Annotated in this window: 19 protein-coding genes; 10 read left to right on the plus strand and 9 right to left on the minus strand. The window is 72.0% G+C overall.

What is annotated here, in order from left to right:
- Positions 1–9: 9 nt before the first annotated feature.
- Together otsB and AB0B97_RS22820 are read right to left on the minus strand one after the other, a co-directional pair.
- Positions 10–2,571, minus strand: coding sequence for a trehalose-phosphatase (gene otsB, locus AB0B97_RS22815; RefSeq protein WP_234582173.1), 2,562 nt, complete (start codon positions 2,569–2,571; stop codon positions 10–12).
- A 41-nt stretch (positions 2,572–2,612) separates the two neighbouring features.
- The gene (locus tag AB0B97_RS22820) at positions 2,613–4,013 is read right to left on the minus strand and encodes a trehalose-6-phosphate synthase (RefSeq protein ID WP_030488230.1); all 1,401 of its coding nucleotides are present in this window, start codon (positions 4,011–4,013) and stop codon (positions 2,613–2,615) included.
- Positions 4,014–4,321: 308 nt separating this feature from the next.
- Between AB0B97_RS22820 and ettA the strand changes: the two genes are divergently transcribed.
- The 4 genes from ettA to AB0B97_RS22840 all read left to right on the plus strand — a co-directional run bounded on the left by ettA (position 4,322) and on the right by AB0B97_RS22840 (position 7,889).
- Positions 4,322–5,998: an energy-dependent translational throttle protein EttA gene (gene ettA, locus AB0B97_RS22825; protein WP_234582137.1), complete on the plus strand. Its 1,677-nt coding sequence runs from the start codon at positions 4,322–4,324 to the stop codon at positions 5,996–5,998.
- Positions 5,998–6,444: a thioesterase family protein gene (locus AB0B97_RS22830; protein ID WP_357496178.1), complete on the plus strand. Its 447-nt coding sequence runs from the start codon at positions 5,998–6,000 to the stop codon at positions 6,442–6,444. Before ettA ends, AB0B97_RS22830 begins: the two co-directional genes overlap by 1 nt.
- A complete protein-coding gene (locus AB0B97_RS22835) occupies positions 6,441–7,172 on the plus strand; it encodes a hypothetical protein (protein WP_357496180.1) in 732 nt (243 codons plus the stop codon). Before AB0B97_RS22830 ends, AB0B97_RS22835 begins: the two co-directional genes overlap by 4 nt.
- A 132-nt stretch (positions 7,173–7,304) precedes the next feature.
- Positions 7,305–7,889, plus strand: coding sequence for a YbjN domain-containing protein (locus AB0B97_RS22840; protein ID WP_234582140.1), 585 nt, complete (start codon positions 7,305–7,307; stop codon positions 7,887–7,889).
- A 33-nt stretch (positions 7,890–7,922) separates the two neighbouring features.
- Here the strand turns inward: AB0B97_RS22840 and AB0B97_RS22845 are convergent, their stop codons facing one another.
- From AB0B97_RS22845 to AB0B97_RS22855, 3 genes are all read right to left on the minus strand, one after another.
- Positions 7,923–8,312, minus strand: a complete 390-nt coding sequence (locus AB0B97_RS22845; RefSeq protein ID WP_357496182.1) for a globin — start codon at positions 8,310–8,312, stop codon at positions 7,923–7,925.
- A gap of 108 nt (positions 8,313–8,420) precedes the next feature.
- Positions 8,421–9,800 carry an MFS transporter gene (locus tag AB0B97_RS22850; protein WP_357496184.1) on the minus strand — a complete coding sequence of 460 codons (1,380 nt, stop codon included), beginning with the start codon at positions 9,798–9,800 and terminating at the stop codon, positions 8,421–8,423.
- Between the two features lie 234 nt (positions 9,801–10,034).
- The gene (locus AB0B97_RS22855; protein ID WP_357496186.1) at positions 10,035–11,201 is read right to left on the minus strand and encodes a mechanosensitive ion channel family protein; all 1,167 of its coding nucleotides are present in this window, start codon (positions 11,199–11,201) and stop codon (positions 10,035–10,037) included.
- Positions 11,202–11,359: 158 nt separating this feature from the next.
- Between AB0B97_RS22855 and AB0B97_RS22860 the strand changes: the two genes are divergently transcribed.
- On the plus strand, positions 11,360–11,896 hold the full coding sequence (locus tag AB0B97_RS22860; protein ID WP_074313833.1) for an HNH endonuclease: 537 nt from the start codon (positions 11,360–11,362) through the stop codon (positions 11,894–11,896).
- Positions 11,897–12,178: 282 nt separating this feature from the next.
- On the opposite strand, the gene AB0B97_RS22865 is transcribed toward AB0B97_RS22860, so the two are convergent.
- Positions 12,179–13,765: a DUF6194 family protein gene (locus tag AB0B97_RS22865; RefSeq protein ID WP_357496189.1), complete on the minus strand. Its 1,587-nt coding sequence runs from the start codon at positions 13,763–13,765 to the stop codon at positions 12,179–12,181.
- Between the two features lie 53 nt (positions 13,766–13,818).
- Between AB0B97_RS22865 and AB0B97_RS22870 the strand changes: the two genes are divergently transcribed.
- The gene (locus tag AB0B97_RS22870; protein ID WP_357496191.1) at positions 13,819–14,598 is read left to right on the plus strand and encodes a MerR family transcriptional regulator; all 780 of its coding nucleotides are present in this window, start codon (positions 13,819–13,821) and stop codon (positions 14,596–14,598) included.
- On the opposite strand, the gene AB0B97_RS22875 is transcribed toward AB0B97_RS22870, so the two are convergent.
- The 3 genes from AB0B97_RS22875 to AB0B97_RS22885 all read right to left on the minus strand — a co-directional run bounded on the left by AB0B97_RS22875 (position 14,544) and on the right by AB0B97_RS22885 (position 16,677).
- The gene (locus tag AB0B97_RS22875) at positions 14,544–15,317 is read right to left on the minus strand and encodes a class F sortase (RefSeq protein ID WP_357496271.1); all 774 of its coding nucleotides are present in this window, start codon (positions 15,315–15,317) and stop codon (positions 14,544–14,546) included. The two genes, AB0B97_RS22870 and AB0B97_RS22875, sit on opposite strands and share 55 nt — an antisense overlap.
- A gap of 75 nt (positions 15,318–15,392) precedes the next feature.
- Positions 15,393–15,866, minus strand: coding sequence for a hypothetical protein (locus AB0B97_RS22880; RefSeq protein WP_234582175.1), 474 nt, complete (start codon positions 15,864–15,866; stop codon positions 15,393–15,395).
- 367 nt (positions 15,867–16,233) lie between these two features.
- Positions 16,234–16,677 carry an Lrp/AsnC family transcriptional regulator gene (locus AB0B97_RS22885; RefSeq protein ID WP_234582146.1) on the minus strand — a complete coding sequence of 148 codons (444 nt, stop codon included), beginning with the start codon at positions 16,675–16,677 and terminating at the stop codon, positions 16,234–16,236.
- Positions 16,678–16,825: 148 nt separating this feature from the next.
- Here AB0B97_RS22885 and AB0B97_RS22890 point away from each other — a divergent pair, with 148 nt between their 5' ends.
- The 4 genes from AB0B97_RS22890 to AB0B97_RS22905 are packed head-to-tail and all read left to right on the plus strand — an operon-like array spanning position 16,826 to position 21,862.
- Positions 16,826–17,728 (plus strand): tryptophan 2,3-dioxygenase family protein, encoded by a 903-nt coding sequence (locus AB0B97_RS22890; protein WP_234582147.1) that lies wholly within the window; start codon positions 16,826–16,828, stop codon positions 17,726–17,728.
- Positions 17,729–17,742: 14 nt separating this feature from the next.
- A complete protein-coding gene (gene kynU / locus AB0B97_RS22895) occupies positions 17,743–19,023 on the plus strand; it encodes a kynureninase (protein WP_357496194.1) in 1,281 nt (426 codons plus the stop codon).
- Complete coding sequence (locus AB0B97_RS22900) at positions 19,020–20,357, plus strand: NAD(P)/FAD-dependent oxidoreductase (RefSeq protein WP_357496196.1); 1,338 nt, start codon at positions 19,020–19,022, stop codon at positions 20,355–20,357. Before kynU ends, AB0B97_RS22900 begins: the two co-directional genes overlap by 4 nt.
- A 23-nt stretch (positions 20,358–20,380) precedes the next feature.
- Complete coding sequence (locus AB0B97_RS22905; protein WP_357496274.1) at positions 20,381–21,862, plus strand: 2-hydroxymuconic semialdehyde dehydrogenase; 1,482 nt, start codon at positions 20,381–20,383, stop codon at positions 21,860–21,862.
- Positions 21,863–21,871 lie beyond the last annotated feature (9 nt).

Genomic DNA, 21,871 nt, shown 5'->3' on the forward strand with positions numbered 1-21,871 from the left:
GAAGAACAGTTACTGCTTGAGCATGTTGTCCAGCAGCAGGGCGCAGCGGATCAGCCCGAGGTGGCTGTACGCCTGCGGGTGGTTGCCCAGACCGCGCTCGGCGAGCGGGTCGTACTGCTCGGGGAGCAGGCCGGTCGGGCCGGCGGTGAGCACCATCTGCGCGAACAGTTCCTCGGCGTCGGTGCGGCGGCCGGTGCGCAGATACGCCTCGATCAGCCACGCCGTGCAGATGTGGAAACCGCCCTCACGCCCGGGCAGGCCGTCGTCCCAGTGGTAGCGGTAGACGACCGGGCCGCTGCGCAGGTCCGCCTCGATCTTCAGGACGGTGGACAGGAAGCGCGGGTCGTCACCCGGGAGCAGGCCGGAGAGGCCGATCCAGAGCGACGAGGCGTCCATGTCCTCGTCCCCGTACGCGACGCTGTACGCCTCGACGTCGTCGTGCCAGCCGTGCTCCAGCACGTTGGCGCCGATCCGGTCGCGCAGGTCCTTCCACTCCGGCCGGTCCTCGCCGCCGTGCTGGCGCATCACGTGCAGCGCCCGGTCGACTGTCATCCAGCACATCACCTTGGAGAAGACGTGGTGCCGGGGTGGCAGCCGCGCCTCCCAGATGCCGTGGTCGGGCTCGTGCCAACGGCGGCGGACCGCCTCGACCATGTTCTCCAGGACCCGCCACTCGTCGTCGCGGACCGAGCCGCGCGCGTCGGCGACCGCCGCGATCAGGTCGGCGATCGGGCCGAACACGTCGAGTTGGAGCTGGTGGTTGGCGAGGTTGCCGACCCGGACCGGCCGGGAGCCGGCGTACCCGGGCAGCGTGTCGATGACCGCCTCGGCGCCCAGCTCGTAACCGTCGATCGTGTAGAGCGGGTGCAGCCGCTCCGGGTGACCGCCGGTGCGCTCGATGCAGCCGTCGACCCAGCGCAGGAACGCCTCGGCCTCGTCGATGGACCCGAGGTCGACAAGCGCGCGGGCGGTCAGCGCTGCGTCGCGCAGCCAGCAGTAGCGGTAGTCCCAGTTGCGGACGCCGCCCAGCTCCTCGGGGAGAGAGGTGGTCGCCGCGGCCAGGATCGAGCCGGTCGTCTCGTGGCAGAGGCCGCGCAGGGTGAGCGCGCTGCGGGCCACCAGGTCGCGGGAGGTGGACGGCAGCCGCAGCGAGGCCACCCAGTCCTTCCACGGCTGCTCGGCCGCGGCCTGCCGCTCGTGGATCGGCACCCGGTGGTGCTCCAGGCTGTGCGTGCCGAAGCGCAGCTCCAACACGACCTGCCCGCCGGCGGCCGACAGGTCGACGATCGCCTTGGCGGTCTCGTATCCGCCGTCGTTGTTGACCTGCCACTCGACCCCGGGGGAGTAGAGGGCGACCGGCTCGTTGGAGCCGAGCACCAGCAGGCCGTCGCCGAGCGGCTGCAACTGCACGGCGACCTGACCGAACTCGGGGCGCGGGGCGAACTCCACCCGGACCCGACCGCTGCCGGTGAGCACCCGGACCAGGGTCGAGTCGCCGGTGACCACCGCCGGGCCGTCGGGGGTCGTCTCGCGGGCCGGCTTGTCCAGCCAGTCGGTGACGGTGAGCCCCGACCACCGGGTCTCGACGGTCATCGTGCCCGAGCGGTAGCGCTGGCCCAGCGGGATGCCTCCACGCTCCGGGGCGACGCTGAAGTGGCCGGCGGGGCTGCCGCCGACCAGGTCGGCGAAGATCGCCGCCGAGTCCGGCTTGGGGTGGCAGAGCCAGCTGACCTTCGCCTCGGGCGTGAGCAGCGCGACCGTACGACCGTTGGCGAGCATGGAGTGCCGCTCGATAGGCACCGCCCGCTCGCCGAAGAGCCAGTGGCGGCGGGTCTCCAGCAGCAGCCCGAGCGCGCGGGCGGCCTCGATGGGCTCGGCCACCCGGAAGCCGGCCTTGGTCTCGCCGGGGCCGATCTTGATGCCCAGGTCCGGCCCGTGCAGGTTGCCGAAGGCGTTCTCGTCGGTGACGTCGTCGCCGATGAAGAGCACCGCGCTGGCCGAGAGCTGAGTCCGGAGCTGGTCGACTGCGGTGCCCTTGTGGGTGGCCACCACGGACAGCTCGATGACCTCCTTGCCCTGCGTCACCGTGACGCCGTCGAAGGTGGCCGGGCCGTTGCGGACCGCCTCGATGGCCGCGGCGGCGACCTGCGGGTCGACGCCCCGGGTGTGCACCGCAACGCTGGCCGGCTTGCGTTCCAGCCGGATGCCGGGGTGGTCGGCGGCGATCTCCCGCAGCGCGTTGCGCACCTGCTGACGCACCGCGACCAGCTCGGGGGAGAGGCGCTCGACGAAGCCGATGTCGAACTCGGAGCCGTGACTGCCGACGAGGTGCACCTCGCTGGGCAGCCGGGAGAGCGCGGCCAGGTCCCGTAGGGCCCGGCCGGAGACCACTGCCACGCTCGTCTGCGGCAGCGCGGCGAGCGCGCGGATCGCCGCCACCGACTCGGGCAGCGGTACGGCGGTGCTCGGGTCCTCCACGATCGGCGCGAGCGTGCCGTCGTAGTCGCAGGCGATCAGGAGCTGCGGAACCCGGGCGATCCGGCCGATGGCGGAGCGCAACTCGGGGTCCATCACCCCGGTGGTGATCGCCGCTCCGTCGTTGACGGACGTGTTCACTCGGCCTCCGCCTCGGGAACTCCGAGTTCGGAGAGGAAAGACTTGGCCCAGTGCCCCACGTCGTGGGTACGCAGGTGACGTTGCATTGTCCGCATCCGGCGGCGTGCCTCGGTTTTCTCCACGTGCACGGCCCGGAGCAGGGCGTCCTTGACCGCGTCCGGGTCGTGCGGGTTACACAGGAAAGCCTGGCGCAGCTCCGTTGCGGCGCCAGCGAACTCGCTGAGCACGAGCGCACCGCCCTGGTCGGCGCGTGATGCGACGTACTCCTTGGCTACCAGATTCATACCGTCTCGCAGCGGGGTCACCATCATCACGTCCGCAGCAACGTACATCGCGGCCAGTTCACTGCGACTGTACGACTGATGGAGGTAATGCACGGCCGGCACGCCGACTCGGCCGAATTCGCCATTAATCCGACCAACTTCGCGCTCTACCTTGACCCGTAGTGCCTGGTAGTGCTCGACGCGCTCGCGGCTCGGCGTGGCCACCTGCACCATAACGGCGTCCGGAACTGTCAACTTTCCGTCAGCGAGCAACTCGCGGAAGGCCTTGAGCCGCAACTCGATGCCCTTGGTGTAATCCAGCCGGTCCACGCCCAGGATGATCGTCTTCGGGTCGCCCAGCTCGGCGCGGATCTGCTTGGCCCGCGCCTGGATCGCCGGGTCGGCGGCCATCCGTTCCATCTCCTGCGTGTCGATGGAGATCGGGAAGGCGCCGGCCTTCACCTGCCGACCGTCGACCTGGATCATCTGCCCCTCGTAGCGCAGCCCGAGCAGGTGCCGGGCCAGCCGAACGAAGTTCTGCGCGGCCAGCCGCTGCTGGAAGCCCACCAGGTCAGCGCCGAGCAGACCCCGCAGGATCTCGGTGCGGAACGGCATCTGCATGAACAACTCGATCGGCGGGAACGGGATGTGCAGGAAGAAACCGATCCGCAGGTCCGGACGCAGCTCGCGGAGCATCGCCGGGACCAGCTGAAGCTGGTAGTCCTGCACCCAGACCGTCGCGCCCTCGGCCGCCACGTCCGCGGCGGCCTCCGCGAACCGGGCGTTGACCAGGCGGTACGCCTCCCGCCAGCGCCGCTTGTACGCGGGTGTCTCCACCGCGTCGTGGTAGAGCGGCCAGATCGTCGCGTTCGACTGGCCCTCGTAGTAGCGCTCCAACTCCTCGGCGCTGAGCGGGACCGGGTGCAGCCGGATGCCCTCCAGGTCGAACGGCTCGGGGGCGGCGCCGGTGCCGCCGGCCCAGCCGACCCAGGTGCCCTGGTGTTCGGCGAGCACGGGATGCAGCGCGGTGACCAGCCCGCCGGGGCTGCGTCGCCACTGCCGTCCCTCGGGTGTGCTCACCTCGTCGACCGGCAGACGGTTCGCCACTACGACAAAGGAGCTACGGACGGTCACGATCGGCCACCTCCGGGTGCTGACGGGTCCACCGCGATGAGCGTACTGAGCGTAGCTGCGGCGTCTTGTGCCCCGTGCCGGAGTCTCCTACCCGCCTCGCCAGCGCCGAATCCTAACGGTGATCTTGTCGACAGCCGCCGCCGTCGTACTCCTCGGGCGGGGTGATGTGGGCGAAGCGCGCCGTACCTGTCAGGATTGACGATGGCGTGCGCGCGGCCGGCTCCCGGCCGGCGGCGGCGGGTGCAGGTCCCAGCCCGCGCCGCGCCGCCGACTCAGGCGACAGCAAACCGACGGAGGTAGCCCGCACCGTGGCCCAGTACATCTACGTCCTGGAAAAGGCGCGCAAGGCGCACGGCGACAAGGTCGTGCTCGACAACGTGACGCTGAGCTTCCTGCCGGGCGCCAAGATCGGTGTGGTCGGCCCGAACGGCGCCGGTAAGTCCAGCCTCCTCAAGATCATGGCAGGGCTGGACAAGCCGAGCAACGGCGAGGCCCGGCTGATGCCCGGCTACACCGTCGGCATGCTCGCCCAGGAACCCCCGCTCAACGACGCCAAGACCGTCCTCGGCAACGTCGAGGAGGCGGTCGCCGAGACCAAGGCCAAGCTGGAGCGGTTCAACAAGATCGCCGAGCAGATGGCTACCGACTACTCCGACGAGCTGATGGAGGAGATGGGCCGGCTCCAGGAGGAGCTGGACCACGCCGACGCGTGGGACATCGACTCCAAGCTCGAACTCGCCATGGACGCCCTGCGCTGCCCGCCGCCGGACGCCGACGTGACCCAGCTCTCCGGTGGCGAGCGCCGCCGCGTCGCGCTCTGCAAGCTGCTGCTGGAGGCGCCCGACCTGCTGCTGCTCGACGAGCCCACCAACCACCTGGACGCGGAGAGCGTCTCCTGGCTGGAGCAGCACCTGGCCAAGTACGCCGGCACCGTCATGGCGATCACCCACGACCGGTACTTCCTGGACAAGGTCGCCGGTTGGATCCTGGAGCTGGACCGCGGCCGGGCCATCGGGTACGAGGGCAACTACTCCACCTACCTGGAGAAGAAGGCCGCCCGGCTCGCCGTCGAGGGTCGCCGCGACGCCAAGATGAAGAAGCGCCTCACCGAGGAACTGGAGTGGGTCCGCTCCAACGCCAAGGCCCGCCAGACCAAGTCCAAGGCCCGCCTGGACCGGTACGACGAGATGGCCACCGAGGCGGAGAAGACCCGCAAGCTGGACTTCGAGGAGATCCAGATCCCGCCGGGCCCGCGCCTGGGCAGCACGGTGATCGAGGCGAACGGCCTCAGCAAGGGCTTCGGCGACCGGCTGCTGATCGACAACCTGTCGTTCTCGCTGCCCCGCAACGGCATCGTCGGCATCATCGGCCCGAACGGCGTCGGCAAGACCACGCTGTTCAAGACCATCGTCGGGCTCGAGGAGCCGACCGGCGGCGAGGTCCGGGTCGGCCCCACCGTCTCGCTGTCGTACGTCGACCAGAACCGGCAGGGCCTCGACGGCGACAAGACCGTCTGGGAGGTCGTCTCCGACGGGCTGGACTACCTGATGGTGGGCAAGGTCGAGATGCCGTCGCGGGCGTACATCGCCGCGTTCGGCTTCAAGGGCCCGGACCAGCAGAAGCCGACAAAGGTGCTCTCCGGCGGCGAGCGCAACCGGCTCAACCTGGCGCTGACCCTGAAGATCGGCGGCAACGTCATCCTGCTCGACGAGCCGACCAACGACCTGGACGTGGAGACGCTCTCCAGCCTGGAGAACGCCCTGCTGGAGTTCCCCGGCTGCGCCGTGGTCATCTCCCACGACCGGATGTTCCTGGACCGGGTCGCCACGCACATCCTGGCCTGGGAGGGCGACGACCAGGACCCGGCCAAGTGGTTCTGGTTCGAGGGCAACTTCGAGGCGTACGAGAAGAACAAGATCGACCGCCTCGGCGCGGAGGCTGCCCGGCCGCACCGGGTGACCTACCGCAAGCTGACCCGCGACTGATGTCCGACCGGTTCGTCTACCACTGCACGTTGCGCTGGTCCGACCTGGACGCGTACGGCCACGTCAACAACTCGCGTTTCCTCACGCTCTACGAGGAGGCGCGGGTGGCGTTGATGTTCGCCGGCGGCCGGGCCTGGGGAGTGGGCTCGTTCGCCGACGGCGTCGTGATCCGTCGGCACGAGGTCGACTACCTGCGCCCGGTCGACTACGCGCTGGGTCGGGCCACCGCGGAGGCCGCGCCCACCGTCCGCATCGAGCTGTGGGTGGAGGAGATCAAGGCATCGCGGTTCACCGTCGCGTACGAGCTGTACGACGGCGACGTGCTCGCCAGCCGGGCCCGCTCGGTGCTGGTGCCGTTCGACCTGACCCGCCAGGTGCCCCGGCGGATCACCACCGAGGAGCGGGACTTCCTGCTCACGTACGCCCCGCAGGGCGGCGGCGCGTGACTCGGCCGGGCACCGCCGGCCCGGACCGCGTCGCGGCGTCACCGTCCGGGCACGGCCTGACCGGCGTGGCCGACGCGGGTGCGTTCCTGGCCCGGCTGGTCCGGCTGGACCCGAGGGCGCCGGTCCGGCTGCGGCCGGCCGGCGCTTCCGGCCGGGTCGCGCTGTTCGCCCGGCTGCCCTGGCAGGTGCTGGTGGCCCGGACGGTCGCCGGAGCGGCCGCCGGTGACGTCACAGTGGGCGCCGCCGACCTGCTTGCCGAACTGGAACGCGGTGGGGCGACGCTGCCGGCCCGCCGCGACGCGCAGTGGCGCTGGCCGCTGCCACCGGTGCGCAGCGAGCCGGTGGAGGTGCTGCCGGCCGTCGAGGTGCGGCGGATCGCCGACGCGGCGGCGGGCACCCTGCGCACCGCGAGCGAGCAGGGGGTGGCGGGCCGCGCGGTGGGTCAGCGCGCGCTTCGCGACGCGCTGCTCGACCACGTGGCCGTCCTGGTCACGCCGGACGATCCGCCGGGCCCCGCCGTCGAGGTGTCGCAGCGGCTCGTGCAGGGGCTGGTCCGGATGGGCTTCCTCGGCGCGGTCGACGAGCCGGCCGGGCCTGGCGGTCGCTCCGAGGTCCAGGTGCGGGTGGCGGGCCGTTGGGTGGGCCTGGTGGGACCATACGGAGCGGCCTGGTTGCAGAAGGCCACCGACCTTGCCGTGACACCCCTCGCTACTCGTCCGAACGGCTGACCCCTGCTCATTCTTCTGGGCCGGTGCGGTCGTTGGGGGGGTGCTTCAACCCGGCTGTCCGGGTACCGTCCATCCTCGGATCCAACGCACCGTAGGCGGCTGGATCCGCTGGGGAGTGAGGTGCGACGAGCGATGCCGTGGTGGTCATGGCGCCCCGGTCCCGCCGACGGCGGCGATCCGGAAACCCGAAGCGGGATCACAGTGGAGAGCGCGGTCCGGGTCGGCCCGCCGAGTCCTCGCCAACCGGGGGACGACTGCCCCGGCAGCGACCGTCCCGTCCTGACCGAGATGCCGGCGACAATCGAGCCGGTGAGCCTGCGCCGTGTCTGTGACGCACTCGACCTGCTCGACGTGCGCTACCTGGCCGACGGCGACGGCAACCTGCTGGCCATGTGGGAGCGGCACGCCGTGCTGGTGACCCTCGAAGGCCCCGAGGACGAGATCCTGGTGATGCGGGCCCGCCCGCACGCCACGGTTCCGCCGGACTGGGCCGACCGGGCCTATCGGGTGGTCAACGAGTGGAACCACACCCGCCGCTTCTGCAAGGCGTACATCGGCGACCCGACCGAGCGCGGGCAGCTGCCGATCTACGCCGAGTTGCAGGTTCCGCTGGGTGCCGGCACCCACGACGCTCTGCTGGTCGAGATGCTCGACTGCGGCGCGGCGGTGGCCGCCAGCTTCGTGGACTGGCTGCACGACGAGGGCGCCCTGCTCTGAGGCGCCCCGCGGCGTCCGTGCCGGAACGCGCCGTCAGGCGCGCTCGGCCGGGTCCTCCATGACGTTGACCATGAAGAACGCGGCCCGCTCCAGATAGTCCCAGAGGGCGGCGGCGAGCTGCGGCTCCAGGTCGAGCCGGTCGACCGCCTGGCGCATGTGCCGCAGCCAGGCGTCCCGCTCGGCAACGCCGATCCGGAACGGCGCGTGCCGCATGCGCAGCCGGGGGTGCCCGCGCTGCGCGGAGTACGTGTTCGGCCCGCCCCAGTACTGCATCAGGAACAGGGTCAGCCGGTCGGCCGCCGGGCCCAGGTCCTCCTCCGGATACATGGGTCGCAGCAGCGGATCGGTGGCGACGCCGACATAGAACTCGTCCACCAGCCGGCGGAAGGTGGGTTCGCCGCCGACCGCCTCGAAGAGGGTCATCGACGCTTCGGGACTGTCGGATTCACCTGCGGGGTTCACCGTTCCATCCTGCCAGGTGCCTCGGCCGCCGACCCGACCCGGAGGCCGTGCGCCGGCTCACGCCGTGGATCAGGTGACCGCGTGCCGGCGGTGGCCGTCGGCGGGCCGGCGGCCGGCGCCGGCCGGCGTGCCGTCGGCGACGGTGGCGCCCCGACCGGGGCTCGGGTCGGCGTTGGCCGCGGCGGCTTTGGCTATGGCGTCGTCCACCGTCTGCCTGTCCGGCCAGCGCAGGGCGACGATCGTCATCAGCACCACTCCAGCGGCGCTCCAGACCCCGACCACCACCGGGATGGAGAACCGCTCGGCGAGCAGCCCGGTGACCAGCACCGCGAAACCCTGGATGACCTGGACGCCGGTGGCCATCACACCGAACGCGCGGGCCCGGAACCCGTCCGGCAGCGCCTGGACGAAGAGCCCGTTGGCCATCGGCATCATCCCGGCGACCGCGAACCCGCACAGGGCGGCCAGCAACGCCACCACCAGCGGTGGCGGATCGAACAGCGCCGGCACCAGCACCAGCGGGGAGAACACCGCGAGGGGTCGCATCAGGCTCAGGCGGCGGGTCGGGCCGAACAGCCGGCTCACCAGCAGCCCACCCAGGACGTAGCCCACCGGGTTGGCGACCATGATCACCGCCTGCGCGGTGCCCGCGTCCATGCCACCGTGGGAGCCCTTGTTGGCCCAGGCGGCGGCCAGCCCCTCCGGGATGATCGAGAACAGCAGCGCGCTGAACACCAGCACCGCGATGGCCCGCAGCACCGGGGTGCCGAACACGATCTGGAACCCCTGAGCGGTCTCCCGGAGCAGGTGGGAGCGGTGCGCGATGGTCATCGTCGCCGGCCGGTTCCGCACGCCGACGCGGACCAGCAGCGCCGAGAGGCCGAACGTGGCCGCGTTGAACAGCAGTGCGACCGTCGGGTTGATCGAGGCGACGGCGGCACCGAGCAGGTAGCCGACGACCTGGGCCGCCTGACCGATGCTGGCGTTCAGCGACAACCCGACCACCAGCCGGTCCCCGGCGAGGATCTGCGGCATCAGCGCGGACTTCGCGGCCTGGCTCGGCGGATTGGCCAACGTGGCGGCGAAGATGAGCACCAGCAGCGCCGGAACCGGCAGGTTGGGGACGGCGATGAGCAGCATCAGCGCCATCCGGATCACGTCGCACGCCACCATCACCCGGCGGTACGGATGCCGCTCGGCCAGGGCGGCGAGCAGCGGGCCCCCCAGCAGCCACGGCAGGTAGCTGACCGCGAACGCGGCGGCGGAGAGCGCGACGGACCTGGTCTGCTGATAGACGAGCAGGGTGACGGCGGCCTTGGCGACGTAGTCACCGACCCAGGACAGAGCCCCGGCCGTGAAGACAACCCGGAACTCGCGCTGGGCGAACACTTCGCGAAAAGTGGCCGGGCCTTCCGCGGAAGGTCGCTCGTCAGGCACCGTCGCCTCCATCGGCCCCCGGAACGACAGCTCGTGGCGGCCGGGCCGGGAACACTCGTCAGATCTCCGGATCAGCGAGGATGTGACCACGCTCCGGCGGGAACGCGTGCTCCGGATTCTGCCCGATCGTCTGACAACTAGCTAGGGCGAACGGATCGTTCGTCGCATCCCCGACTGAACGAACGGACGATACTCCAGGGGCCGGGCGGCTCGCGACCCCTGTATTGCCGGCCAGTCTCGCCGGGGTCAGGTGGCGCCGCCCTGGCCGGTCTCACCCTCGGGCAACGGCCGGCTCGACAGACCGGGATAGATGCGGGCGGCGGCGATCTGCGCGGTGATCCCCGAGTTCTCCAGCGCCTCCGCCAGCCTGCGGCGCAGCTCCCGGCTCACCGCGAACTGGCCGTCGGCAGTCGTCTTCACCACCGTACGGATCACGGCGCCATCCACAGTCACCTGCTCGACGCCCAGCACCTCCGGGGCCTCCACGATCTCCGGCGACAGCTCCGGGTCCAGCGCCACCGAGGCGGCGGCCGTCCGCAGCACGGCGCTGGCCTCCTCCGTGCCGCTGAAGCCGATCGGCAGGTCCACGACCACCAACGCCCAGCCCTGGCTCTTGTTGCCCACCCGGATGATCTCGCCATTGCGGATGTACCAGAGCACGCCGCGTCCGTCCCGGACCGTGGTGACCCGCAGCCCGACCGACTCCACGACACCTGTCGCCTCGCCCAGGTCGACGTTGTCGCCCACGCCGTACTGGTCCTCGATGAGCATGAAGAGCCCGGCGATCAGGTCCTTGACCAGGCTCTGCGCGCCGAAGCCCAGGGCGACGCCGGCGATCCCGGCGCTGGCCAGCAACGGGGCGAGGTCGAAGCTGAACTCGCGCAGGATCATCAGCAGCGCGATGCCGAAGACGAACGCGGTGGTCAGGCTGCGCAGCACCGAGCCGATCGCCTCGGCCCGTTGCCGGCGGCGCTCGGGCACGAACTCGGCCGGGTCGACAGCTGCCGTGGGCACCCGCTCGCGCAGCGGCCGCAGCATGGTCGGCACCGCGCCGTCGGTGGTCGTGCGGACCAGCCGGTCGATCGTCCGGTGCAGCGCCCAGCGGGCCACCATCGCCAGCGCCACTATCACCAGCACCCGCAGCGGCTTGAGCAGGATCCAGTAGCTGCCCTCCGCGAACCATTCCGACCTGGTGATCCCGTAGATCCACTCGCAGGAGGTGCTGCCCTGACAGTTCACCGACACGGCGTCGGGCAGGGCAAGGGGCGTTCCGCTGGCGGCACTCACCCTGTCTTCGTACCGCAACGCCCCGGACCGGTCGCCGCCGACCCACCGGCCGGGTGAGATGCGCCCGAGCGGCGGGTCGGACCGGGGCGAACCGGCCATCGTGACAGGTGCGGGAAAGAGCTTCATGTCCGACCCCGGATTAGTACGTGCAATCCGGGGTCCGATCAGGGACTATTGGCGCAACGGACGTCGGTGATCGAACGGGCGTCGACGGTGCGGGCCCTCGTGCCCGGCCCCGGTCGGCGGCGTTTCGCAGCAGCCGCTGAACCGGGAGGGTGAGCGCGATGCCTGACATACGACCCACGGTGGGCTCCGGCGCGCTGGTCCTCAACGCCACCTACGAGCCCCTGTGTGTCGTGTCGGTGCGTCGCGCCGCGATCCTCGTCCTCTCCGCCAAGGCCGTCTGCGTCGCCGATGGCGACGGCATCCTGCACAGCGCCCGGGACGCGCTGCCCGTGCCGTCGGTCGTGCGCCTGACCCGCTTCGTCCGGGTGCCCTACCGCACCCACGTGGGGCTGTCCCGCCGAGCGATCTTCGCCCGGGACGGCTGGCGGTGCGCCTACTGCCGAGGGCCGGCCGAGACCATCGACCACGTCTTCCCGCGCAGCCGGGGTGGGCGGCACGCCTGGGAGAACGTGGTCGCCGCGTGCGCCCGGTGCAACCACACCAAGGGCGACAAGACCCCGGCCGAGCTGGGCTGGCGGCTGCACGCGTTGCCGGCCGCCCCGAAGGGCACCGCCTGGCGGGTCCTCGGGCACCGCGCTCCGGACCCGCGCTGGGCCGACTGGCTCGACCTGCGCGAGCCCGAGGCAGCCGCCTGACCGCACCTGCGCGGCCCCGATGCGGCCGCGCGACCTGACCTCCCGCGCTGACCCCGAGGCGGCCGCCCGACCCGACCTACGCTGGCCTGATCCGACCTGCGCTGGGCTGAGGCGGCCGCCTGGCCCGACCCGACCTGCGCTTGGCCTGACTCGACCTGCGCTGACCCCGAGGCGGCCGCCCGACCCGACCTACGCTGGCCTGACCCGACCTGCGCTGGGCTGAGGCGGCCGCCTGGCCCGACCGGGGCCGCGGCGGCCGTCAGCTCGGGAGCGTCGTCGGGCTCAGTCCCGCTGGTCGGTCGCTCGACGGGTCGCGCGCTCGTGCCGGTCCACCGCCCGGGCGTGCGCGATCGCGAGTAGGCGGTCGATCTCGGGCAGCATCTGCGGCCCCGGCATCACGATGCTGGCGAAGCCGTACAGCGCGTACCCCGGATGCGGCGTGACAGTGTCCAGCCGGGCGAAGTCGAAGGCGTCCCGGTGCTCCTCGAACGCCTTCGGTGCGAAGCCGAACATCCTCTCGAACTCGGCCCGGCCCAGGTCCAGGTTGAGGCGGAAGACGCCGGGGCGGTCCAGCTGCCCGGCTTCGTCGAAGCCGGGCACGTCGTGCTCCACGATGGTGGCGAACGGCTGGCGGCGGTCCGGGCCGACGTGGAAGAACCGGTCGCCCCAGGCGCCCTCGGGTGAGCCGTCCTCCTCGCTCGCCACCACCTGCTCGACGTCGGGCAGCGCGCCGATCCGGTCGGCGAGCACTGTCGCGTCGAGGCCGGTCGGGATGTGCAGTACCGCGTCGGCGTGGTCGATGGCGGCCTGGTCCAGCGGGAAGTAGCGGTAGTCGTGCGTCCTCCGCTCGGCCGGCTCGATCTCGGCCGCCCGCACGTACCCGGGGAGGGTGAGCTTCTGTGAGAGCCTGCCCTCGTAGGTCTTCGCGGCGGGTACGTCGATGCCGAGCGCGGGGCTCGCGCCGAGGCTGCCGACGATCACCGCGTACCGCTCGCCCAGCAACGCTCCGACGATCGCGCCGGCCCCGGCCCACGACACCTCCGTCGCGCCGATCGTCATCGTGCTCGGGTGGCGCTGGAGGTGCGTGTTGTGCGCGAAGACCAGCGTGGGTCCACGGTGTGCCTCGACCGCCCGGATCGCGAGCAGGTTCTCGGCCATCAGCGCGTCCCGGACGGCGGCCAGGCGGGCGAAGCGTTCCTCCTGGACCAGTGGCGCCGCGGCCGCCGAGTGGTAGCGCAGCACCGCTACCGCCGACGTGGCGTGGACGAAGGCTGCCTGCCAGCCCTCGGGCCGTAGGTGTGCCCGCAGGTACAACTCGCTCAGCAGGTCGTCGGCGAGCACCCGCAGCCGCTGGGCGTCGGACGAGCGTCCAACCGAGCGGCCCGGCTCCCAGATCGCGGCCGTGTCGCTCCAGCGGGCCTCGTCCCCGACGAGGTCGTCGATCTCGGCCGACCGGTCCAGGTCGAGGAATTCGCACACCCGCACCAGGTGACGCCGGGGGCTCGGGACGCCCTCGATCTCCAGCGGGGCGTCGAAGCCGTGAAAACTCAGGCGCTCGGCGGCGGGCCGTCCGTCGTTCCACTCGCGCATCCGCAGCAGCAGGTCACGGTTGGCCGGCGCGGCGCCGAACCCGTGGCTGAAACCCTCGGCGAGCACGCGGTCGAGCGGCACGGCCGCGCCCTGCACGAACGCGTCGGCGAGCAATCCCGCGGCCCGGTCGCTCTCCAGGGCGATCGACCGGTAGCCGTGCTCGGCCAGCGTCAGGAAGGCGTCGTTGCGGATCTGGAGGAACGCGGATTCACCGTGCGTCGGCTCACCGAGCGCGAGCAGCGCCGGCGAGCCGGCAAGCAGGTCAACAAGAGTGGTCATTGCATCAACCGTATCGTTGCACCAGCGGTGGAGACTTCAGAGCGGGAGCGCGGGTGACAACCACAAAACCCTCAAACCCGGGGGTACGCCGACCGGTCGACCTCGCGCGCCGGCACGGGCTGTCGGCGCAGGCCGTCCGCAACTACGAACGGGACGGCGTGCTGCCACCCGCCGAGCGCACCGCGACCGGGTACCGCCGGTTCACCGAGGTGCACGCAACCGCACTGAGCGCCTACCTCGCGCTCATCGTCGGGCACGGCCACGCGGCCAGCGGCGACATCATGCGGGCCGTCAACCGGGGTGAGATCGACACGGCGTTGCGCACGATCGACAGCGGTCACGCGCTGCTGCAACGCGACCGGGAGACCCTGGACGCGGTCGAGGCGGCCCTCGCGACCCTCACCGCGTCGGAGCCCGCGCCGCAGGGCCGGAAAGCCGTGCCGATCAGTGTGCTCGCCCACCGGCTCGGCGTACGACCCGCGACCCTGCGCAAGTGGGAGTCGGCAGGCATTCTGCGCCCGGAGCGCGATCGGGTGACCCGCCACCGCGTCTACTCGCCCGACGACGTCCGGGACGCCCAACTCGCCCACCTGCTGCGTCGGGGCGGATACCGGCTCGACCACATCGCCGACGTGCTGCGTCGGGTCCGCGACGCCGGTGGCGCAGAACCGCTCGCCGCGTCGCTCGGTCAGTGGCGCCGACGGCTCACCGAGCGCGGCCGGGCCATGCTCACCGGGGCCGCCCGGCTCGCCGAGTACCTCGACGCCGGCGCCGGCGATCAACCACCACGGGCCTTGACCAGCGAGGCGAACACCACCAGGTTGTCCGAGTAGCCCCGCTCGCCGCCCACCCACCGGCCGCCGCAGGTGATCAGCCGCAGGCTGGGGCGGCTGAAGTCGCCGTACACCTCGTCCACCGGCAGTCGGTCCTTGTCGAACCGCTCCACCGAGTCGACCTCGAAGACCGCGACCCGGCCGTCGGAGCGGGTGACCTCGATCTGGTCTCCCGCGCGCAGTTCCCGGAGCTGGTGAAAGACGGCCGGGCCGGTCGTGGTGTCCACGTGTCCCACGATCACCGCCGGCCCGTACTGGCCGGGGGTGGGGCCCTGGTCGTACCAGCCGGCCTCCTGGGCGCGGCCCACGTCGGGAACGGCGATGGTGCCGTCCGGGGCGATGCCCACGTCGTGCAGCGGCGCCCGCAGGTCGATCTTGCTGATCGAGAGAGCGGTCGGGCGGCTGGCCGGCAGCACCGGGAACTTCTTCGGCGGCGGTCGCAGGCCCGCGCTGATCCGGTCCGGCAGCAGACTGACCCCGGTCACCTGCTCGATGCCCAGCATCGCCACGATCAGCACCATCAGCGTGGCCACGGCCAGGACCGGCAGTCCCGGCCCGGTGCCGAGCCGACGCCGGGTCAGCGGCGACCCGACGGGACGGCTCGGCGGCAGCGGGCGGGCGTCCGGATCAGTGGTGGCGACGCTTGCGGACACCGCCTGCCCGGCGACCCGGCGCAGCCGGACCGAGGCCCGGGCCACCAGCCGTCCGGTGGCGCGCAGGGCCGCCGCGGCCCGGACGCGGGCACGGTGGTCCGACCGCGCACGCGCGGATCTGCGGGTCATGGCAGCTCCGGCTCAGGAGCCGGCTCCGGTCCGACGCCGACCGCCCGCCATGCCGAGCGCGACCGCGGCGGCCACCAGGGCCACGCCGCCGAGGACCAGGACCGAGCCGGTGCCCCGGCCGCCCGCGGTGCCGCCGCCGCCCGTCGCCGGTCCCTTGCTGGGCGAGGCCATGTTGAGCACGGTCAGCATCGTCTGGGCCGTCTGGTTGTTCTGGCAGCGCAGGTCGACCTGGTAGTCGCCGGGTTCCTTGTTGCCCGGAACGGTGACCTCCCCCTTGAGGAAGCCGTTGTCCGGTCGGAGCATCACGTGCCCGAACGCGTCGGATTGCACGTTGGCCTGTCGATCGTTGTTGTTGTCGCAGCTCGCGCGGATCGTGACGCGGCTGCCCGCCGGGACGCTGTTCGGCGTCACCTCGACGAAGGTGTTCTCACCGGCACGCGCCGGTGCGACCGACAACAGGACGAACGCCCCGATGAGCCCCACCAGTGTCAGTGCGGACGAGAGTGCGCGGTTGATCGTGCGAAGTCCCTGCATGATTTCCCCCCAACCGGCGACGACCGCCGGAACCCTCCCCTGGGCACGCGCGTTGAGTTCCCGCCACCCCAACGACAAACCCCACCCCCGCGCGCCCCCGCCCCCCGCGCCCGCCCCCCAGCCGGCGTCGATCATGGAGTTGTGGCGCTCCGCAAAAGGTGCATAGCACCCTCATCTACCCACCACGACTCCATGATCGACCCGGGGTGGTGGCAGGGCTCCCGCGATCTTGCACTTACTGTCGCGGCATACGGGGCATTCCTCGCACTTGGGCGACAGGAAGTGCAAGATCGCGCAGGCGGGGGCGGGGGCGGGGGTCTTAGGGGAGGGGCTGGGGGGTTATGGGGTTGTAGGGGAGGGGGGTGGACAGGACCATGGTGCTGGACGGCTGGCCGTACGGGGCTAGGCGGTCGATCACCCGCTCGAAGTCTCCGATCGAGCCGGCGGCCACCTTGAGCATGCTGCACGCGTCACCGGTGATCCGGTGGATCTCCAGGATCTCGGGCCAGTCGGACACGTCGGGGTCGTGCAGGATGCACCGCGCGCCGTAACAGGACATCCGGATCAGGGCGACCACCGTACGGCCGGCTCGGGTCAGGTCCACGTGGGCGTGGTAACCGGTGATCACCCCGGCCTCCTCCAGTCGGCGGACCCGCTCGGCCACCGCTGGTGGGGACAGGTGCACCCGGCGGGACAACTCGCTGAAGGAGAGCCGGGCGTCGGCCTGCAACTCGCGCAGCAGCGCCCAGTCCATGTCGTCCACGCTCGAACCTTACTTTCGTGAACTGGATTCGCCCAGCTGCCTTCGGTTCGTCAACTCAGGCCGGCAAGTGCCGTTGATGCGGCATTCCGCAGGCCGATCCAACCGCGAGATCATGACGTCGGCAGCTTCGGGGGAAGGGAGACGACTGGTGGATCAGACGGACCGGCGGGCGCCGAAGCGCGTCGCCACGGTACGACCGGTGACCCCGCGCCAGCGGGCGGCCCGCGCGGCGCGCAACGGCGGCGAGCCGACGCTGGAGTTCGCCGAGCTGGTGCCCTACGACGCGTACGTGCGGGCCAGCGCCCTGCACCAGTTGCAGCAGCCCCTGAGCGACGACCCCGGCGAGATGTCCTTCCTCATGGTCAGTCAGATCATGGAGTTGTACTTCGGGCTGACCTGTCACGAGCTGCGCGAGACCCAGCGTCTGGTGCGCGCCGACCGGATCTGGGACGCGCTGGCCCCGCTGCGCCGCGCCACCCTGCACCTGGAAGGGCTCAACGCCGCCTGGCAGGGCCTGCGCTGGATGACCCCGGCCGACTTCAACAGGTTCCGCAACCTGCTCGGCGAGGGCTCCGGCTTCCAGTCGGCGATGTACCGGCACCTCGAGTTCCTGCTCGGGCTGCGCGACCCGGCGCTGATCCGGCCGTTCCGCCGGCAGAGCGAGGTGCACGGCGCGCTCAGCGCCGCGCTGGCCGCCCCGAGCCTCTGGGACGACGTGGTCGCGCTGCTCGCCCGGCGCGGCTTCGACATCCCCGCCGACCTGCTGAACCGGGACGTGGCGGTCGAGCACGACCCGCAGCCGGCGGTCGAGGCGGCCTGGGTGCGGATCTACGCCGACGGCGGGCCGGACAACCACCTGCGGCTGCTCGGCGAGGCGCTCAGCGGCGTCGCCGAGGAGTTCGGCGACTGGCGGTGGAACCACGTCAAGGCGGTGCAGCGGACAATGGGCGCCAAGGTCGGCAGCGGCGGCTCCGCCGGGCTGGCGTGGTTGCAGCGCAGCATGGCCCGGGTGGTCTTCCCGGAGCTGTGGTCGGCCCGCACCGCGATGTGACCGGAGAGCGAGACATGCACACCCCAGAGAGCGAGGCCCACCGCCTCGACCAGGCCGACCCGGGCCACCGACACCTCTTCCACGTGCCGCCCGCCGACGGCGGCGACCACCCCGAGTCGGCGTACCTCGCCGGCAACTCGCTCGGCCTGCAACCCCGGGCCACCCGCGACGAACTCCTGGCCGACCTGGACGCCTGGGGGCGGCTCGGCGTCGAGGGGCACCTGGAGGCCGAGCGCGCCTGGCTGCCGTACCACGAGCTGTTGACCGCGCCGGCCGCCCGACTGGTCGGCGCCCTCCCCGCGGAGACCGTGGTGATGAACTCGCTCACGGTCAACCTGCACCTGCTGATGGTCAGCTTCTACCGCCCGGCCGGCGCGCGCACCCGCATCGTCATCGAGGACAGCGCGTTTCCCTCGGACAGCTACGCGGTGCGCAGCCAGGCCCGCTTCCACGGGCTGGACCCGGACGACACGGTGGTCCGGCTGCGCCCGCGTCCCGGCGAGGACGCGCTGCGCACCGAGGACGTCACCGACTACCTGGCCGCCGAGGGTGACCGGGTGGCGCTGGTGCTGCTGGGTGGCGTCAACTACCTCACCGGCGAGCTGCTGGACATTCCGGCGATCACGGCCGCCGGGCGGGCGGCCGGCGCGGTGGTCGGCTGGGACCTGGCCCACGCGGCGGGCAACGTGCCGCTGCGCCTGCACGACTGGGACGTCGACTTCGCCGCCTGGTGCTCCTACAAGTACCTGAACTCGGGGCCGGGCGCGCTGGCCGGCGTCTTCGTGCACGAGCGGCACCTCGGCGATCCCGACCTGCCGCGCTTCGAGGGGTGGTGGAGCACCGCGGCGGCCACCCGGTTCGAGATGACGCCGGTGTCCCGGCCACCGTCCACGGTGGAGGCCTGGCAGATCTCCAACCCGCCGATCTTCGCGATGGGTCCGGTGCGTACCTCGCTGGAGCTGTTCGACACGGTAGGCATGCCGGCGTTGCGCGCCCGCAGCCTCCGACTCACCGGCTGGCTGGAGGCACTGCTCGACGAGGTCACCGCCGACCGGCCGCTGCGCGTGGTCACCCCGCGTGATCCGGCCCGCCGGGGCTGCCAGCTGTCGGTACGCGTCGGCGCCGGCAACGCGGCCGAGCTGACCAAGCGGCTGCGGCACGAGCACGGCGTCATCGCCGACGCCCGGGAGCCGGACATCGTCCGCTTCGCCCCGGTGCCGCTCTACTCGACGTACCTGGACTGCTGGCGGGCCGCCGCCGCGCTCGCCGCGACCGTGGGGCAGGTGAACCCATGACCGCGCGGCGCGACGAGGTCGCGATCATCGGCGCCGGCCTGGCCGGCTGTCTGGCCGCCTGCTTCCTGGCCCGGCGCGGCTATCCGGTGGCCCTCTACGAGCGTCGGCCGGACCCGCGTGCCGGCGCGGCCGAGCGGGGACGCTCGATCAACCTGGCGCTCTCCGAGCGCGGGCTGGACGCGCTGCGCCGGATCGGGCTGGCCGAGCAGGTGATGACCGACGCGCTGCCGATGCGCGGCCGGATGATCCACCCGGTGGAGGGGGAGCAGCAGTTCCAGTCGTACAGCGCGGCCGGTGACCGGGCGATCAACTCGATCAGCCGGGGCGCGCTGAACAACGCCCTGCTGGACGCCGCCGCCGCGCTGCCCGGGGTCCGGATCGTCTTCGACCACCGGCTCGTCGGGCTCGACCCGGCCGACGGCGCCCTGAGCTTCGACACCCCGCAGGGCACGGTCGGCGCGAAGGCGTCGGTCGTGTTGGGCACCGACGGCGCCGGCTCCGCGGTACGCGGACAACTGCTGGCGTACGGGCTGCTGCGCGAGAGCGTGGACTTCCTCGACTACGGCTACAAGGAGCTGACGATTCCGCCGCTCGGCGGCGACTTCGCCCTGGATCCGGACGCGCTGCACATCTGGCCGCGCGGCACCTCGATGATGATCGCGTTGCCGAACCCGGACCGCTCCTTCACCTGCACGCTGTTCTGGCCCAACGAGGGCGTCGGCAGTTTCGCGGCCCTGGACAACCCGGCCGCGATCAGGGCGCACTTCGCCGAGCAGTACCCGGACGTGGTCCCGCTCGCCCCGAACCTGGTCGACGACTACCAGCACAACCCGGTGGGCGTGCTCGGCACGGTGCGCAGCACTCCCTGGCAGGTCAACGGCTCTGTCGGCCTGCTCGGCGACGCGGCCCACGCCATCGTGCCGTTCTACGGCCAGGGCGCCAACTGCGCCTTCGAGGACGTCGTCGAGCTGGACCGCTGTCTCGACGAGTGTGCCGACGACTGGTCGGCGGCGTTGCCGCTGTTCCAGCGCCGCCGGCAGGAGAACGCCGAGGCCATCGCGCAGATGGCGCTTACCAACTTCGTGGAGATGCGCGACAAGGTCGCCTCGCCGGTGTTCCAGACCCGCCGGCGGGTGGAGCACGCACTGGAACGGGCACTGCCCGGCCGGTACGTTTCCCAGTACGAGCTGGTGTCCTTCTCCACCACCCCGTACGCCGAGGTTCGCCGCCGGGTCCGGCGGCAGCACCGGGTGCTCGGTGCGCTCGCCACCGGCGCCGCGCTGCTGCTGCTCGGCGCGGCCGGTGCGGCGCTGAGCCGAGGGAGGCGCTCATGACCGGCACCTGGGATCCGCGACTGATGGCTGGCCACGCGCCCGATGGGCCGCGGCGGTTGCGCAACTTCGTCGGCGGCGAGTTCGTCGACGGCGGGTCGACGTTCACCAAGGTGAGCCCGGTGACCGGCGAGCCGGTCTTCGAGGTCGTCGAGGCGACCCGGTCCACTGTGGACGACGCGGTTGCCGCAGCCCGCGCGGCGCTGCGTGGGCCGTGGGGCCGGATGGGGGAGCGCGAGCGCGCCGAGGTGCTGCGCCGTGTCGCGGACGAGCTGGAACGTCGCTTCGACGATCTGGTCACCGCCGAGGTCGCCGACACCGGCAAGTCCATCGCCCAGGCCCGCACGCTGGACATACCGCGTGGCGCGGCGAACTTCCGGGCGTTCGCGGAGATCGTCGCGACCGCGCCCACCGAGTCGTTCACCACTGTCACCCCGACCGGCGGCCGGGCGCTGAACTACGCCGTCCGCAAGCCGGTCGGCGTGGTCGCGGTCATCGTGCCGTGGAACCTGCCGCTGCTGCTGCTCACCTGGAAGGTCGCCCCGGCGCTCGCCTGCGGCAACGCCGTGGTGGTCAAGCCCAGCGAGGAGACGCCCGCCTCGGCGACGCTGCTCGCCGAGGTGATGGCCGCCGCCGGCGTACCGGACGGGGTGTTCAACCTGGTGCACGGCTTCGGACCGGACTCGGCCGGCGAGTTCCTCACCCGCCACCCGGGCGTCGACGCGATCACCTTCACCGGCGAGTCGGCCACCGGCGGCGCGATCATGCGGGCCGCCGCCGACGGCGTGAAGGCGGTGAGCTTCGAGCTGGGCGGCAAGAACGCCGGCCTGGTCTTCGCCGACGCCGACCTGGACGCGGCGGTGGCCGGCTCGATGCGCTCCAGCTTCACCAACGGCGGCCAGGTGTGCCTGTGCACCGAGCGCATCTACGTGCAGCGGCCGGTCTTCGACGAGTTCACCGCCCGGCTGGCGAAGCGGGCCGGCGAGCTGGCGTACGGCTGGCCGACCGACGAGGCCACCGCCACCATGCCGCTGATCTCCCCGCAGCACCGGGCGAAGGTGCTCGGCGCGTACGAGCTGGCCCGCGCCGAGGGCGCCGAGGTGCTCACCGGCGGCGGCACGCCCACTTTCGGTGACGCCCGCGACGGCGGGTCGTACGTGCAGCCGACGGTGCTCACCGGCCTCGGCCCGGACGCCCGCACCAACCGGGAGGAGATCTTCGGCCCGGTCGTGCACGTGGCGCCGTTCGACACCGAGGACGAGGCGTACGCCCTGGCCAACGGCACCGAGTACGGCCTGGCGGCGACGGTGTGGACCCGGGACGTGGGCGTCGCGCACCGGGCCGGAGTCCGACTGGACGCGGGCATCGTCTGGGTCAACACCTGGTTCCTGCGGGACCTGCGCACGCCGTTCGGTGGGGTGAAGGCGTCCGGGATCGGTCGCGAGGGCGGCGTGCACTCGTTGAACTTCTACTCCGAACTCACCAACGTCTGCGTGGACCTGTCGTGAGCAGTAGCG

The organism is Micromonospora sp. NPDC049004, assembly GCF_040649315.1.
Taxonomy (GTDB): Bacteria; Actinomycetota; Actinomycetes; order Mycobacteriales; family Micromonosporaceae; genus Micromonospora.